General features: G+C 69.2%; 14 protein-coding genes and 1 pseudogene. 10 read left to right on the top strand and 5 right to left on the bottom strand.

Annotation, left to right across the window (positions count from 1 at the left end):
- Window positions 1-89 precede the first annotated feature (89 nt).
- Window positions 90-344 (top strand): Smr/MutS family protein, encoded by a 255-nt coding sequence (locus MPTA5024_RS08015; protein ID WP_036321177.1) that lies wholly within the window; start codon window positions 90-92, stop codon window positions 342-344.
- Here the strand turns inward: MPTA5024_RS08015 and MPTA5024_RS44605 are convergent.
- On the bottom strand, window positions 326-640 hold the full coding sequence (locus MPTA5024_RS44605; protein ID WP_084369497.1) for a tyrosine-type recombinase/integrase: 315 nt from the start codon (window positions 638-640) through the stop codon (window positions 326-328). The two genes, MPTA5024_RS08015 and MPTA5024_RS44605, sit on opposite strands and share 19 nt — an antisense overlap.
- Before the next feature lie 338 nt (window positions 641-978).
- Window positions 979-4152, bottom strand: a complete 3174-nt coding sequence (locus MPTA5024_RS43290; RefSeq protein WP_232326288.1) for an NADP-dependent oxidoreductase — start codon at window positions 4150-4152, stop codon at window positions 979-981.
- A gap of 274 nt (window positions 4153-4426) precedes the next feature.
- On the opposite strand from MPTA5024_RS43290, the pseudogene MPTA5024_RS43285 reads away from it, so the two are divergent.
- From MPTA5024_RS43285 to MPTA5024_RS07975, 8 genes and pseudogenes are all read left to right on the top strand, one after another.
- Window positions 4427-4668 (top strand): annotated as a pseudogene (locus tag MPTA5024_RS43285) (IS5/IS1182 family transposase); the annotation flags it as partial.
- 395 nt (window positions 4669-5063) lie between these two features.
- Entirely contained in the window at window positions 5064-5549 is a 486-nt protein-coding gene (locus MPTA5024_RS08005; protein ID WP_036321175.1) for a DUF2975 domain-containing protein, read from the top strand.
- Window positions 5549-5770: a helix-turn-helix domain-containing protein gene (locus tag MPTA5024_RS08000; protein WP_036321174.1), complete on the top strand. Its 222-nt coding sequence runs from the start codon at window positions 5549-5551 to the stop codon at window positions 5768-5770. Before MPTA5024_RS08005 ends, MPTA5024_RS08000 begins: the two co-directional genes overlap by 1 nt.
- A gap of 110 nt (window positions 5771-5880) precedes the next feature.
- Entirely contained in the window at window positions 5881-6279 is a 399-nt protein-coding gene (locus MPTA5024_RS07995) for a VOC family protein (RefSeq protein WP_036321172.1), read from the top strand.
- 182 nt (window positions 6280-6461) lie between these two features.
- The gene (locus MPTA5024_RS07990) at window positions 6462-6905 is read left to right on the top strand and encodes an ester cyclase (protein WP_036321170.1); all 444 of its coding nucleotides are present in this window, start codon (window positions 6462-6464) and stop codon (window positions 6903-6905) included.
- 147 nt (window positions 6906-7052) lie between these two features.
- Window positions 7053-7892, top strand: coding sequence for a helix-turn-helix transcriptional regulator (locus MPTA5024_RS07985; RefSeq protein WP_036321169.1), 840 nt, complete (start codon window positions 7053-7055; stop codon window positions 7890-7892).
- 97 nt (window positions 7893-7989) lie between these two features.
- Window positions 7990-8424: an ester cyclase gene (locus MPTA5024_RS07980; protein ID WP_036321167.1), complete on the top strand. Its 435-nt coding sequence runs from the start codon at window positions 7990-7992 to the stop codon at window positions 8422-8424.
- Between the two features lie 180 nt (window positions 8425-8604).
- Window positions 8605-9495 carry a hypothetical protein gene (locus MPTA5024_RS07975; RefSeq protein ID WP_051457839.1) on the top strand — a complete coding sequence of 297 codons (891 nt, stop codon included), beginning with the start codon at window positions 8605-8607 and terminating at the stop codon, window positions 9493-9495.
- Window positions 9496-9699: 204 nt separating this feature from the next.
- On the opposite strand, the gene MPTA5024_RS07970 is transcribed toward MPTA5024_RS07975, so the two are convergent.
- From MPTA5024_RS07970 to MPTA5024_RS07960, 3 genes are all read right to left on the bottom strand, one after another.
- A complete protein-coding gene (locus MPTA5024_RS07970) occupies window positions 9700-11250 on the bottom strand; it encodes a M28 family metallopeptidase (protein ID WP_036321165.1) in 1551 nt (516 codons plus the stop codon).
- A 129-nt stretch (window positions 11251-11379) separates the two neighbouring features.
- Window positions 11380-12102: a membrane protein gene (locus MPTA5024_RS07965; RefSeq protein WP_036321163.1), complete on the bottom strand. Its 723-nt coding sequence runs from the start codon at window positions 12100-12102 to the stop codon at window positions 11380-11382.
- 93 nt (window positions 12103-12195) lie between these two features.
- A complete protein-coding gene (locus MPTA5024_RS07960; protein ID WP_051457838.1) occupies window positions 12196-12609 on the bottom strand; it encodes an ArsR/SmtB family transcription factor in 414 nt (137 codons plus the stop codon).
- 238 nt (window positions 12610-12847) lie between these two features.
- Between MPTA5024_RS07960 and MPTA5024_RS39410 the strand changes: the two genes are divergently transcribed.
- Window positions 12848-14173, top strand: a complete 1326-nt coding sequence (locus MPTA5024_RS39410; protein ID WP_051457837.1) for a hypothetical protein — start codon at window positions 12848-12850, stop codon at window positions 14171-14173.
- Window positions 14174-14189 lie beyond the last annotated feature (16 nt).

Genomic DNA, 14189 nt, shown 5'->3' with positions numbered 1-14189 from the left:
ATTTTGCAGACTAGATCGTTCTATAGAACGATTTTTCATGGGATTTTCGGGTGAGACGGGGGAGGGGGCGCCGTCCTAGACTCGGGGTCGTGAAGCTCAAGCTGGATCTCCACGACATCTACAACAAGGGCAGCGAGATCGACCGCGCGCTGCACGGCATCATCCAGGAGGCCGTCCGGAAGAAGGCGACACAGGTGGAGATCATCCCCGGCAAGGGGTCGGGGCAGCTCAAGAAGAAGGTGCTGCGCTTCCTGGAGCAGAAGGAGATCAAGGCCCTCTACCACCGGATCGACAAGGACGCCAAGAACCACGGACGCCTGTTCGTCTACTTCCAGTGGAAGTAAGGGCATCCCGCGTCTGCCAGCATTGATCTCCCCGAGGGCACAACCAGGGCACTCGACCCCGTCTGCTCTTGAGTGAAGAACGCGTCCACGGCCCTGCGCGCCCGGTCGGCTGCGTTCGGCATCAGGTGGGTGTACGTCCGGAGCGTAAAACCAGGGTCGGCGTGACCGGGGTACTCGGCGACCGTGCGAATGTCGACCCCGGCACCGAGCCACGCCGACGCCGCAGTGTGCCGCAGCACATGACACCCGTGTTCGCGGTGAGACTTCCGGCGCTCTCCCTTCGCCGGCGGGGGCACGAGTCAGCACGCTCAAGACCGACGCGCCACGTGTGGTTGAACGTGTTGCGGTGCAGGGCACCGCCGTTCGGGCCTGGGAACAGGAGCTCCACCGTCACCAGGTCGCCCCAAGGCTTGCCCTTCTCGATCCACGGCAGCGTGACCGCGACCGATCCGGCCGGGCACGTCGGCTGGAGCCCTCCCACTGCACGCATGACCGCCCACACCACTCGACACCGGCGCCTCGCTGTGTGGGTGTGAGGGTTGTTATCCCTGACGGGGACGCGGGCCGGCAAAGTCACCTGGACGGTAGGGCCACCGATGGTGGGCTCCATTCTGATCAGGGCGGTTCGTCTCTTTCAGGGAATCAGGATGATCTTGCCGCGGGTCTGGCCGGCCTCGCTTCTCAGATGGACCGAGGCCAGATCGGTCAGCGGGCGGGATTCGGCGACGTCGACGGTTAGCTGCCAGGCGTCGACCAGTTTGGCGATCTGCGTGAGCTGGTGGGGGTCGTTGCGGGCCACCAAGTGCCGGGCTCCGGGCACGGGCGGCGTCGTGGTGGACACCACGACACCGCCGGGCCGTACAAGCGCGGTCAGCTTGGCGGCTTGCTGCGGGCTGACCGCGGCCAGGTTGATCACTTTGTCCATGCCGCCGGGGAGCGGGACGGTCATGTAATCGACGATCTGGTCGGCGCCGAGGGAACGAACGACGTCGGCACTGCGGAGGCTTGCCGTGGCGATCACGGTCGCGCCGGCTCTCTTGGCGAACTGGACGGCGAATCCGCCGACCCCGCCGCCCGCGCCGTTGATCAGCACTCGCTGGCCCACAGTCACCTCCGCGTGCTCATACACCGCTTGCCAGGCGGTCAACGCGGCGACCGGTATCGCCGCGGCGTGAGCAAGCGGGATGGCGGTGGGCGCCGGGGCCAGGACCTCGGCCGGGGCCAGGGCGTACTCGGCCGCTGCACCGCCCGCGTCCAGGCGGCCGATCACCTGGTCTCCTGGCATCCATTTGCTCACCCCGGCGCCCACGGCCGCCACCGTGCCAGCGACGTCCCAGCCCAGTGTGTACGGCAGCGCCACCTGCAGCGCGCCGCGCAGCATCCCGGAGCGCAGCCCGGCCTCCGAAGGGTTGAACGAGGTCGCCGCCACCCGGATGAGCACTTCACCCGGCCCCGGATCCCGCAGGCGCACTCGTTCGTAGCGGATGACCTCCGGCCCGCCATAGGTGTGAATGCGCGCAGCGCGCGTACCGGCCAGCTCCTCCTCGATCGCGGTGAGCAACTCCTGGGCGGTCGTGATCTTCGTATCGGCCTTCCGGTCGGCCTCCTCGCGCGCGATCCGGCCCGCAGCCACGGCCTTGGTGAAGGCGATCCGTTCTGCCACCGGCGCATCGACCCTGTCCGCCACCTCGGCCGCGAACCCGGCCGACGCGAGCACCATCCGCAGCTCCGTCTTGGACACGCCGTCGAAGTCGCCGAACCAGTTGCTGGGCAGCCGTCCGCAGTGCCGATGCAGCAGCGTCAGCCGTGGCAGCCCGTACCTGCGCAGTGTCGGCGTCCGCTCCGCCAGCAGGAGCGTACGGACGATCAGCGCCTCGATGTCGCGGCTCTGCGTGGTCAGGTCGCGGCCCGTCCACCACATGCCCCACAGCGTGACCCATTTCGCGTCCAGGCAGGCGAGCAGCCCGCTGGACCGCCTCGCCCGGCGCGGCACCCGCGGCCTGGACGACGAACTACGCTCGGCCTTGTCCTTCGACGCGTCCCACAGATCCGCGAACCGGTTGGCCAGGTCCCGATCATGCTCCTCCCAATCCTCCGGGGCCCGGATCCGGCCGCGCACGAGCTCCAGCTCGTGGGTGGACGACAGGCGCAGATACCACTCAAGCTCCCGGAACGTACGGTGGAACCATCTCGTCCCCATCCGCCGAGACCACAGCGAGTAGCCCCACGAGCCCAGCACGCCCAGGGCAAGCACCGCGAGAATGCCCCATGCTCCTACTCCCAGCTCCCTGCCGCTCATCCAGAAGCTGGAGGCGGGCATCTTGTTCTTGTTCTCCATGAAGAAGTCCAGGAACGTCAGCACCGCGAAGGCGCCCACGGCCACGCTCAGCCAGAAGCCCGCGCGCTGCAGCACCTCCAACTCCCGGACTCGGCGCTCGTCGAAGGCGTGTGAAATGGATTCGAGCAGGTTCTTGTACTGCTCTGTGGCCCGCTCCGCCACGTTCCCCGCCCGCTCCCCGAACCGCCTGAGATCCGTGAAGTGGCTGACGTCATCAAGCGCCTCGCGTAACCCTCTGCCCGCCCAGCCGAGTGTCGCGGTGAACCGCTCGTCGGCCAGGTGCTCCAGCCGCTGGAGCCGGCTCACTCCTTCATCGACGTGGCTGGACACGTCGGCGAGGTCCGCCATGCCCTGCAAGAGCGTAAGGTGGATCAGCTCCACCGCCCGATGCGCCCGGTGCAATCTGATCCAGCGCCGGATCGGCAGGTGGGACGCCACCCCGTCCCACAGCGCCCCTGTCGTACGTGCGGCGTGCTGATAGATCACGGCGTGCTCGCGCCAGACCTCCAGCTGATCGCGGATATCGTTGCCCGCGGCCGCTAGTGTTTCCAAGGTCAGCAGTCCCGCCACCGCCGACCGTAACCGCTCTCCTACAAGCGTGCCGTTCAAAGGGGTCGTGTCCGGCAGCACCACGTAGCACTCCCGCACCGTCCGGTCGCCTCGCCGGGTGGGAACGACGAGCACGTCCGCGCTGCTCAACAGCGGATCATCGTCATGGCGGGCGGGCTCGCGCCGACTGGAACGCCTGTCCTCCATGGGAGACTGGTCGGTCCAGTGCATCGCCTTATACAAATCACGCGCGGACTGCAATTCCTGCTGTTTCCGGACGACGTCGCCTTGCAGGGCGATCCAGAACTCCGGTGCCTCGTATTCCCGGATTTCCTGCTTCATCTTCCGGAAGTGACCCCCCACGTGAGCCCGCGACTGCCGCGCGTAGTTCACGAACCACTCATGCCACTTCCGGTCGTCCTCGTGCGGCGACAACCAGCCCCCGGCCTTGGTGGGGGCCCACACGGGATCCCCGACCCAGAAGCTGACGCCGATGAACATCATCCGCGAGCTCCAGCGGTTCCGGAACTGTATGTCGAACAAGATCCAGGGCTTCCTGCCCTTTCCCTCCTGTTTGAACGGTCCCACCTGGTGATCGGGGTGGATCAGGACGTGGTACCAGTCGAGACTGTCCGCCGCATCCAGGTAACGGGCCTCGATTTCCCGGTTCGCCTGGTCGACCTTCGCGTTGCCCTCCTCGAGTTCTCGCAAGGCGGCGTTGCCGCTGAGCCAGGTGACCTTGTCGAGCAGGCCGTCCGGCGACGTCGCCAGCCACACCTTGGGATCGGCGCTGTCACTCGATTCGAGCAGTTCCCTGATTAGGCGGTCATCGGCCTCACCGCCCCCCGGACCCCACAGACGCCACTCCCGCCAGTAGGTCACCAGATAGACCAAATGCGTGGACGACTCCGACGACCGCACAGAGACTCCCTTCTTTCACCCCTCTCTCATAAAAGAAAATGATCGATCGATTGGAACGGTTCAATCCAGGCAGGGAAACGATCTGATCACAACATCGCGTAGGACATGGACGTCCACATCACACGGCCCGCCGTAGCAATGGCCACCCAGCCCTTAGACCGTGTCTTGCTAATGGCGGTTGATCGTTTGACCGGTCGTGACGACGTTTGTGGACCGGCTGGTTCCTGCTGAGTTATGGGAGCTGTTCCAGAGGGTGGTGCGCCAGTGCCGACACGACCGCAGGGTGGTAGGCGGCGGCGGCCACCTCATCGCCGAGCGGAGCGGTGTGCGGATCTCTGTTGGAATCAGCACGGCCAACACTCACGACAGCCCGGGCCCTGGAGCCGCCGGTTCGGGGGCATCCCGCCGATCCGCTTCCGCCGTGGACCGCGCCGTCGCAGGCCCGCGAAGCTGCACAGCGACAAGGGGTACGACTACCCGCACCTGCGGGCCTTCCTTCGCGGTCGGGGCATTATAGTAAAGGAGCTCTCGTACAGTCGCAGTAGCCGACGACGTCACGAGCGGCCTTCCGCTCGACCGCCAGCAATCCGATCGACGATGGCTGGTCGGCGCGGATCGAATCCTCGAGCTCTGCGACCGTGGGGTGTCCGTCCGCGTCGATTCGGCGGTGCGGCGGCACTCGTGGATCACGCTCGGTCCACAGCTCGCGCTGGACGACAGCCTCGGCTACCCGCCAGGGTCTGAGCAGCAGGCGACTCGTCTCGAGGACAACCTCGCGGCCCGGCGTCACTCCAGCTCCCATGACGGCAACTCTGTTCAGGTCTTCAGGCTCAAGCGTGGCCGGCTTCGTCACTTGCTTCGCCTATCGACATTCGATAGATTCCCATCGTGACTCGATGGAAGGATGGGCCGTGGGAAAGCTGACAGTGCATGCGCTGCGCGCCGTGCTCATGGTGGTGCTCGCCGGCACCGTGTTGATACAGGTATCGATGGTGTGGGCGTTGGCCACCGATCCGGAGGACGGGTCGCTCCCGCTGATCCCGCTGCGCGTGATCACGATTGTGGGCATGCTGTCGGTCCAGGTCGCCCTGGTCTGCGTAATGCGGCTGGTGACGATGGTGCGGCGCGGAACCGTGTTCTCGCACGCCGCCTTCCGGTACGTGGACGGCGTGATCGGTGCGATCGTGGCGGCTGCTCTCGTGTGGTTCGCGGTCACGATCGTCAACGCGCCGGGCCAGCGGGACGACCCGGGCGTCACCCTGATCATGGGCGGGGTCGGCGTGGGCATCCTCGGGGTCGCGCTCATCGTGCTCGTGCTGCGGATGCTGCTCGCCCAGGCCGTCGCACGCGACGTCGAAGCGGCGCAGATGCAGGCCGAGCTGGACGAGGTGATCTGATGCCGATCACCGTGGACATCGACGTGATGCTGGCCAGGCGGAAGATGTCCGTGGGCGAGCTCGCGGACCGGGTGGGGATCACGCCCGCCAACCTGGCGGTGCTCAAGAACGGCCGGGCCAAGGCGGTGCGCTTCGCGACGCTCGCCGCGCTGTGCGAGGTGCTCCAGTGCCAGCCGGGCGACCTGCTGCGCTGGGAGGCCGAGGACGCTGTAGGCGGATGACGTGCCTCAGATGATCGATTCCAGAGGCTTGGCCGTGGCGTACCCGGACGCGCCGGACGGGCGGTGCGGCCCCATAGGCTGACCCCCGTCCGCACTGTCTGGGGAGAGTAATGACGAGTAGGTTCACCGAGTTGGTCGTCGACTGCCACGATCCGGAGCGGCTCGCGGCCTTCTGGTGCGCGGTCCTGGGCTTCACGGTGATCGACCAGAGCGAGGGCAAGGTCGAGATCGGCTCCTGGGAGCCGACCGTCGAGGAGGTGCGGGCCCGCCAGATGCCGCCCACTCTGGTGTTCATCCGGGTGCCCGAGGGCAAGACCGTGAAGAACCGGCTCCACCTCGACGTCAGCCCGATCGACGGCAGCACCGACGACGAGGTGGCCCGGCTGCTCGGCCTCGGCGCCGTGAAGGTGGACGTGGGCCAGGGCGCCGGCCGGAGCTGGGTGGTCATGGCCGACCCCGAGGGCAACGAGTTCGACGTCCTGCGCACCCTGTACCGTCCACCTGCGTGATCGAGCGCAGGACGGGCTGTCCGCTCGAAACGGCGGTGCGGCGCGGTACGCACCGACTTGCCCCGACTGGGAGATTGCCCGGCATTCCCTGGTGACTCCGCTACGGCCTCATGGCTCGTGATCGACCTCCCTCTCGGTAGTGTGATCATGGGTTGACTTCCGACCACGGAGGAGCCACGGCCATGGTCGACAAGTGGGAGATCAAGCGCAGGCTGGCCGACGCGATCAACGACCACGACGTGCCCCGAATGCTCGATCTGTTCACCGAGAACGCCGTCTTCGTCTCGCCCGTAGGGCTCGCAGAGGGACGCGAACAGATCGCGTGGATCTTCGAGCAGTTCTTCAAAGGCTTTCCGGACCTCCATCTGACGGTGTGGTACGAGGCCACCGGCACCGACAATCCCCTGGTGGTCGAATGGACGGGGACCGGTACGCAGACCGGGCCGTTCCTGCTGCCCGACGGACGGGAACTGGAGCCGACAGGCCGCCGCATCACGCTGCGCGGGACCTGCGCCTCGTTCATAGAGAACGGAAAGGTCGTCACGCACCGGGAGTACTTCGATCAACTGGAGCTGTACACACAGCTCGGCCTGCACCTGGCGAAGGACGATCCGGCGCCCGCGTAGCGTTCACGGGGAGACCCCGGAAGGTCACGCCACGTGCCGCCGGCCGACGCCGAACCGGCCGCCCTCAGCCTCTGGGCACCGTCGGACCCAGCGCTGAGGTAAATCATCATTTTGCCGCTTGACCTGCGATTTCTTACGCTTGTCGGCATGCAGAGCGCTCTTGGTGACTTCCTTCGTGCCCGGCGGCACGCCATGCTGCCGGACACGGTGGGCCTGCCGCGCGGCGGCAACCTCCGCCGGACGCCGGGGCTTCGCCGCGAGGACGTCGCGGTGCTCGCCGGTGTCAGCGTCGACTACTACACGAGGCTGGAGCAGGGCAGGGAACGCCGTCCGTCGGATCAGGTGCTCGACGCCCTGGCGCGCGTGTTCCACCTCGACGACGAGGCCAGTGACCATCTTCACCGGCTGGCCCGGCCGCGGGCGCGCAGAAGCGGAGTGCGGCGCGAAGAAGGCCAGGTCCATCCCCAGGTGCTGCAGCTCCTCGACGAGTGGGACCGGATGCCGGCGTGCGTGATCAATCGCAGGACGGACGTGCTGGCCCGGAACCGGATGTCCGCCGCCTTCCTCGAAGGGTTCGAGCACACCGACAACTTCCTGCGGATGCTCTTCCTCAGCCCGGGGGCCAAGGAGATCTCGCTCGACTGGGAGTACAACGCCCGTGCCATGGTCGCCCACCTGCGCGCGTCCGTGGGCGCGGACCACGAGGATCCGTCCCTGCTCGACCTGGTGAGGGAGCTTTCGGACAAGAGCGAGGACTTTCGCCGGATGTGGGCCCGCCACGATGTCCGCACCAGGCGTCGCGACCTCTTCGGCGTACGCCATCCGGTTGTCGGCGACCTGAAGCTCTGGCATGAGTCGTTCTCCATCGACAGCGCTCCCGGCCAGCGTCTTTTCATCGCCAAGGCGGAGCCCGGGAGTCCCTCCGAGGACGCCCTGGCCAAGCTGAGCGCCGCGGCCCGTGGCACCGAGTCGCCTGCTCGGGCCTGAGCGGCCGTTCGTCCGATGAGCACCTCGGGCTGAGACGGTTCGCCACGTCCGGATAGCGTGGTGGATGGGTGGAGACCGCGAGGAGGGGGACTCGCGCATGTCGAATCTGACCGACCTTTCGGACGACCTGATCAACGCGATGAACATGCACGACCTGGACGCCGCCCTGCGGTGCTACACCGAAGGAGCCGTCTACGTCTCACCGGTCGGCGTGGGTGAGGGCCGCGACGAGATCGCCTCGTTCCTGGGCGCGTTCCTCACCGCCTTCCCCGACGTCCGCTGGACTCCTTGGAGCAGGGTCGTCGTCTGCGGCAATGTCCTGATCACGCAGTGGGTCATCACCGGCACTCACCGAGGCCCGTTCTCGATGCCGAACGGCGAGATCATCGAGGCCACGGGCCGGTGCGTCAACGTGCGGGGGTGCTCCCTGCGCACCATGGACGGCGGTCGCATCGCCGCCCACTGCGTCTTCTACGACCAGCTCGAACTGTACGCTCAGCTCGGCGCCGAGCTCGTTCTCCCGCGCCCCTGATTCGCGAGGCGGGCTGAGCCGGCCGGACGACTGGAAGTCTTCGCGTTCGGTCTCGATGACACTCTCTACGCGAACTTCCAGCTCCCCAGCGGCGGCTGGAACGGCTGGCAGGCCCGCGCCCGAATTCCCGACGGTGTCGTTACCCAGGGGCGGATCGTCAGGTCGAACAAGGACGGCCGGATGGAGGTGTTCGCCGGGACGGCCGACGGCAGGCTCTACCACATGTGGCAGCTCGCAGCGAACGGCGGCTGGAGCGGCTGGGCGCAGCTCGGCAAGTGGAACCTGATGACCGGTCTCTCGGTGACCACCAACAAGGACGGCCGCGTCGAGGTGCTCCTCTCGGACGGCGCCGACCTGTGGTCGGTCTTCCAGACCTCGGCCACGCCGGGAACCTCCTGGTCGTCGCTCAACCTCGGCAGGCCGACCACCACGTTCCTGATCAACGGCCCGGTGGCCTCCGCGCAGAACGACGGCGGGCGGCTGGAGGCGTTCGCCGTGGGGTGCGGCATAGCGAGCCCGTACGATTGCGGCATTCCGGCGATCTACCACAAGTGGCAGCTCACTCCCGGTGGCGCCTGGAGCGGCTGGGCGCCGATGGGGCACTGCAACGAGACCACTCTGGCGACGATAGCCGCCGCCAAGAACGAGGACGGACGACTCGAGCTCGTCGCGATCATGCCGACCAACAGCATGTACCGGGGAGACTTCTGCCACATGTGGCAGCTGAGCACCGGCGGCTGGTCCGGCTTCGACAACCGCGGCAACGGCGAGATCGACACGACGGCCCCGGTGGCGATCACCGGCAACGAGGACGGACGCATCGAGGCGTTCACGGTTCGCGTCGACGGCGTCATCCAGCACATGTGGCAGACCGCGAAGAACGGCGGCTGGAGCGGCTGGGACAGGCTCGGCACGTTCACCGGCTTCACCCGCTCAGGGCTTGGCGTGGGCCGCAACAAGGACGGCAGGCTCGAGGTGGTCGCCACCCGCGGCGACGGTCAGCCCTACCACATCTGGCAGACCGCGAAGAACGGCGGCTGGAGCGACTGGGCGCCACTGGAAGCCGGCTGACCCCGTCGAGCAGGTCCGGTACCCGGGGCCAGCCGGCCACTGTGACTGGCGGAACGGGCCGGGCCGCTCTCTCACGACCGTGACGACGGAAAGGCGTCCGGCGATCAGGATCTCGGGGATCGCCGGACGCCTGGGCCCGGCCGCCGGGCCGCCGGCCGGGTCCTTCGACGCCGTCACGGCCACGCCACGGCCGGGTCCGTCCTGTTACTCGGTGGCCGGCCCGCGGAGGCCGGTCTGGGCGGACCGAGCCGCCGCGGTCCGCGCGGTGGTACGCGTGTCCGGGCCGGGCAGGTCGCGGCTGAACGCGTACACCACGGTCGCGGTGGCGATGGCGCCGGCGTTCAGCAGCAGGGCCTTGTCGTTGATGTTGGCGATGGTGTCGCAGGCCTGGTGGTAGCAGGAGTCGTAGGCATGGCCGGCGGTGCCGCCGAACAACGCCTGCTCCTCGGGGGTCTTGACGCCCTCGGCGCCGGTGAACAGCCCGCCCGCCGGGATGCCGGCGGCGATGAACGGACCGTAGTCGGACCGGCCGTCGAAGTCGGTGCCCACGTGGCCCTGGCGGATGGTGTCGAAGTACTTCTCGAAGAGCTTCTCGATCTCGTCGGATCCGGGAGGACCGGCGGGCGAGCCCACCGCGTCCGAGTCGTCACCGTCGTAGATCTTCAGCGCGTAGTTGGGGGAGGCGGCCATGTCGAAGTTCAGGTACAGCCTGATCTTGGCCAGGTCGGCCGGCGACAGGCTCGCCACGTAGTGCTCGGACCCGAGCAGGCCCAGCTCCTCCGCGCTCCAGAAGGAGAAACGCAGCTTGTTGCGCGTCGGGATCCTGCCGAGCTTCGAGGCGATCTCCAGGATCGTGGCGCTGCCCGAGCCGTTGTCGTTGATCCCCGGTCCCGCCGGGACGCTGTCGAGGTGCGCGCCGAGCTGGACCACCTTGGCCGGGTCGCCCCACTTGGAGTCGGCGATGACGTTCTGGGTCGTGCGGATCTCGCTCGTGGTGTCCGTCTTCACGCGCACCGCGGTCCCGGCGGCGGAGAGCTCCTGGCCGACGGCGAAGCTGACCCCGACCACGGGGATGTGCACGGTCGGCTCGCCCAGCGTGCCCTGGAGCGTGTCGGTGCGCCCCGGCTGGCCCTCGTTCATGATGATCGCCCCGGACGCGCCCGCGGCCTGCGCGTTCTCCGCCTTGACCTGGAAGGTGCAGGTGCCGCGCTGGAGCAGCGCGATGCCGCCGGGGGTGAACCCGGCGAAGTCGGCGGCCTCGCAGCCGGAGGTCGAGCTGCTCGGCGTGGGGCCGGGCGGCAGCATCAGGTCGACGTTCTGCACGGGGGCCGTGACGTCGCCGGACCCCGAGTAGGTCATCGTGGCGAAGTCGCCCACGCTGCTGCCGTCGGGCGGGGTGGGGGCGTAGGTCTTGGGGGAGGGCGCGGTCCGCTGGAGCACCGCCGTGGAGTTCTCCCGGAAGTACGGGAACTGGAACGGCTGGACGGTCACGGCGTAGCCGGCCTTCTTGAGCTGGCTCGCCACGTAGTCGCGGGAGGCGTCGAAACCGGGCGTCCCGGCGGCGCGGGTGCCGCCGTTGGCGTTGGCGATCTCCTGCAGTTTCTGCAGGTGCTTCTTGACGCCGGACACGGCCACCGATTGCGCGATCTGCGCGGGGTCGGGGTCGGCGCTCGCAGGCGAGGCCTGTACGAGCGGAAGCATGAGGGCGGCGGCCGCGGTGGCGGCGCCCACTCTCGCGCCGAGGGCGATGCGCATTGGGCTCTCCTCCGGGTCCAATGACAGGGGTCCCCGATACGTACTGATCGGGAAAACTAGCCGGAGTTGGAGAATCCGTGAAGGCCCGTAAAGGTATGAGTCCGACTCGCGGTACGGCGCGTGGCGCCGTCAGCAGCACTCCTCACCGCGCCACGCGTCGCGTCCCTCCTTGACGGCGACGGCGGCGACGGCCAGGCCGATCAGGGGATCCAGCCACCACCAGCCGAGCCACGCGTTGGCGGCCAGACCGGCGAGGACCGCGCCGGCCAGATAGGCGCACAGGAGATTCTGGGTGCCCTCCCCGGCGGTGGCGCCGGAGCCGAGCCGGGCGCCGAGCCGGTGCTTGGCGACGCCGAGCAGCGGCATGAGGACGAGGCTGAGCGCGGTGAGGACGATGCCGGGCACGCTGGACTCGGCGGCCTGCCCGGAGACGAGCTTGTGCACGGCCTCGACGGCCACGTAGGGGGCCAGCAGCCAGAACGAGACCGCGACGGCCTTCTGGGCGCGCCCTTCGGCGGTCTCCGACAGGGTGCGGGACCCGGTGAAGCGCCAGATGACGATGACGCTCGCCAGCCCCTCCACGGCGGATGACAGCGCCCAGCCGATCAGCGCGATGGAGGCGGCGGCCACGCCCGCGGCGATGCCGACGGCCCCTTCGACCGTCATCCAGACCAGGCTGACCCATGACAGGGCCCTGGCCCAGCGGGCCGCGCGCATCCAGCTCTCGTCGCGACCGGCCGGCGGCGCCCCGGAGGCGGGCGCCGCGGCGGCGGAGCCGCAGCAGGCGTCCGCGCAGGCGCAGGCCGGGGCGTCCGCAGGAGTGGACGGCAGGGCGGACGGGTGCTCGGTCATCGCCTCATCTCGCTTTCGTCGTCCGGGCTCGGGGGACGCCCATGCCGGTCGCCGGCGCGGCGGCGGAGTCCGGTCGACCGCGGCGCGCTGCGCTCACCGGACGTCTCCGTCGCCGTGCTCGCCTCGCTCGTGCCGGACGTGGACGAGGGCCAGGTCGAACAGCATCCGCACGTGGGAGTCGGCGAGCCGGTAGTACGACATCCGCCCGCTGCGGCGGACCCTCACCACCCGGTTGGCCCGCAGCAGCCGCAGGGCGTGCGACGCGGCCGACATGCTGTGCCCGGTCGCGGCCGCCAGGTCGCACACGCACATCTCTCCCCCCTCCAGCATCGCCGCTATCAGGCGCAGCCGTCCCGGGTCGGCGAGCAGCCCGAAGACCCGCGCCAGGTCGCCGACCGTCTCCTCGGACGGCAACGCCTCGCGGACACCGGCCACCCGTTCGGCGTCCACCATCCGGACCGCGCAGCCGTCGGGAGCCAGGGGCACGACATGTGAACGCTCGCTCATTCGACGGAGTATGTGTCCGCCGCTTCCCGCCGTCAAGACATCTCCTGGCCAGGCCATCGGTCTGTCACCCTCCCGCCGCCGCCATGGACGGGCAATCCATAGTTGCCCACTCGCTCACATGTGTAAGTGCGAAGGTAACTGGATAACTACGAAGAGTAAACAGGCCGCACCCGGCGTCCGACGTGCGGTCCGGCCACGATCTTCCACCCCGTTCAGCAGATCAAGGAGGTGCTCACGCATGTCGTCATGGGCCGTCGTGTGGGCCGTGGGGCCCGTGTCCGCCGTTCAGGCGCCCCGGCCGGAGGCGGTGGGCGCGGTCCTGCTCGTCTGCGTCTCCACCCTCGTCGGCGCGTTCCTCGCCCGGCGCAACTCGAAGCGGATGAGCCTGTGGCTGGCCGTCGCGTCGGCGATGATCCTGGTCACCGCTCTCGTCGACCTCGCCCCCGACGCGTGGGCGGAGGCGGCCGAGGCCGGCGTCCCGCCCTGGGCGCTGGGCCTGTCGGCCGGATTCGGCTTCCTCGTCATCACCTACTTCACCCGCCGCGGCTGCGCCTGCCCGGACGACCAGCCGCCCAGAGCCGGGATGCACGCCCCCGGCCTGCACCGGCGCGTGAAACAGGGGGTGGACGCGGCGGTCTTCGGCGGCATGGGCACCGCCGCCGCGCTCACCCTGCACCGGGCCATCGAGGGCGCCGCCCTCGCCCTGACGGCCTCCGTCGTGGTCGTCATCGCCCTGGTCGTGCACTCGGCCAGCGAGGGCCTGGCCCTGGCCGCGCTGCTCGACATCGCCAGGCGACGGCTCGTCCCCTGGCTGGTCGTGGCCTGCCTCAGCCCGGCGGTCGGGGTGCTGACCGCGTCCCTCAGCCCCCTGCCGGACCGGATCGTCCCGATCCTGCTCGCCGTCGTCATGGGCGTGCTCTGCCGCACCGCCATCGTCGGGATGAAGCTCGCCGCCGGCAGGCAGGAGGGCGGACGCCTGTCCTCGCGGCACATCGCCATCGCCGCCGGGGCGGCGGCGGGTGCCGGCATCCTCCTGGCCGGCGCGCACACCCTCGACGGCGACGACGGCCACGAGGAGGCCGCCGGTGGAGCGATGTCCGCCGAGCTGGACAGCGCGGAGGCGGCCCTGACCGTGACGCCCGCACCGACCACGCCCCCGCGTCGCAGGCAGCAGGTCCACCCGTCAGTGCTCCCGCCGACCCCGCACCCCGGCTCACCGGCGCGGTCGACGGCACCGGGCCGGCGGCCTGGCCAGCCGCCGGAGGCGGCCGCGCCGCTCAGCCGGAGTGAGCTGAGCCGGGCGGTCAGGTCCGGACGGCTCAGCCTCACCCAGGTCCTCCAGCGCACGGACCCGGTCACCCGGCAGACCCCCGTCCGCAGCGTCCTGAGCGCCCTGCCCGGCGCCACCGCCCAGTCCGTGCGCACCCTTCTCGCCGCCACCGGCATCGGCGCCGGAGAGCAGGTCGCCGACCTCAGCGACCGGCAACGCCGCGTCCTGCTGACCGCGGTCGGAGATCAGGCGAGCCCGGCGGCCGCGAAGCGCGCCGACCGGCCCGGCACGTGACCCCTGACGCGTGACC

It is taken from the genome of Microbispora sp. ATCC PTA-5024 (assembly GCF_000511135.2).
Classification (GTDB): domain Bacteria; phylum Actinomycetota; class Actinomycetes; order Streptosporangiales; family Streptosporangiaceae; genus Microbispora; species Microbispora corallina.
This window is presented reverse-complemented; position numbering and strand designations above follow the sequence as displayed.

Excerpts from the sequence above, each read along its gene's own strand:
- MPTA5024_RS07960 (WP_051457838.1), bottom strand. The coding sequence starts at position 12,609 with ATGAGCGAGCGTTCACATGTCGTGCCCCTGGCTCCCGACGGCTGCGCG.
- MPTA5024_RS07980 (WP_036321167.1), top strand. The coding sequence starts at position 7,990 with ATGTCGAATCTGACCGACCTTTCGGACGACCTGATCAACGCGATGAAC.
- MPTA5024_RS07965 (WP_036321163.1), bottom strand. The coding sequence starts at position 12,102 with ATGACCGAGCACCCGTCCGCCCTGCCGTCCACTCCTGCGGACGCCCCG.
- MPTA5024_RS07995 (WP_036321172.1), top strand. The coding sequence starts at position 5,881 with ATGACGAGTAGGTTCACCGAGTTGGTCGTCGACTGCCACGATCCGGAG.
- MPTA5024_RS08000 (WP_036321174.1), top strand. The coding sequence starts at position 5,549 with ATGCCGATCACCGTGGACATCGACGTGATGCTGGCCAGGCGGAAGATG.
- MPTA5024_RS07985 (WP_036321169.1), top strand. The coding sequence starts at position 7,053 with ATGCAGAGCGCTCTTGGTGACTTCCTTCGTGCCCGGCGGCACGCCATG.
- MPTA5024_RS07975 (WP_051457839.1), top strand. The coding sequence starts at position 8,605 with ATGGAGGTGTTCGCCGGGACGGCCGACGGCAGGCTCTACCACATGTGG.
- MPTA5024_RS39410 (WP_051457837.1), top strand. The coding sequence starts at position 12,848 with ATGTCGTCATGGGCCGTCGTGTGGGCCGTGGGGCCCGTGTCCGCCGTT.
- MPTA5024_RS07990 (WP_036321170.1), top strand. The coding sequence starts at position 6,462 with ATGGTCGACAAGTGGGAGATCAAGCGCAGGCTGGCCGACGCGATCAAC.
- MPTA5024_RS07970 (WP_036321165.1), bottom strand. The coding sequence starts at position 11,250 with ATGCGCATCGCCCTCGGCGCGAGAGTGGGCGCCGCCACCGCGGCCGCC.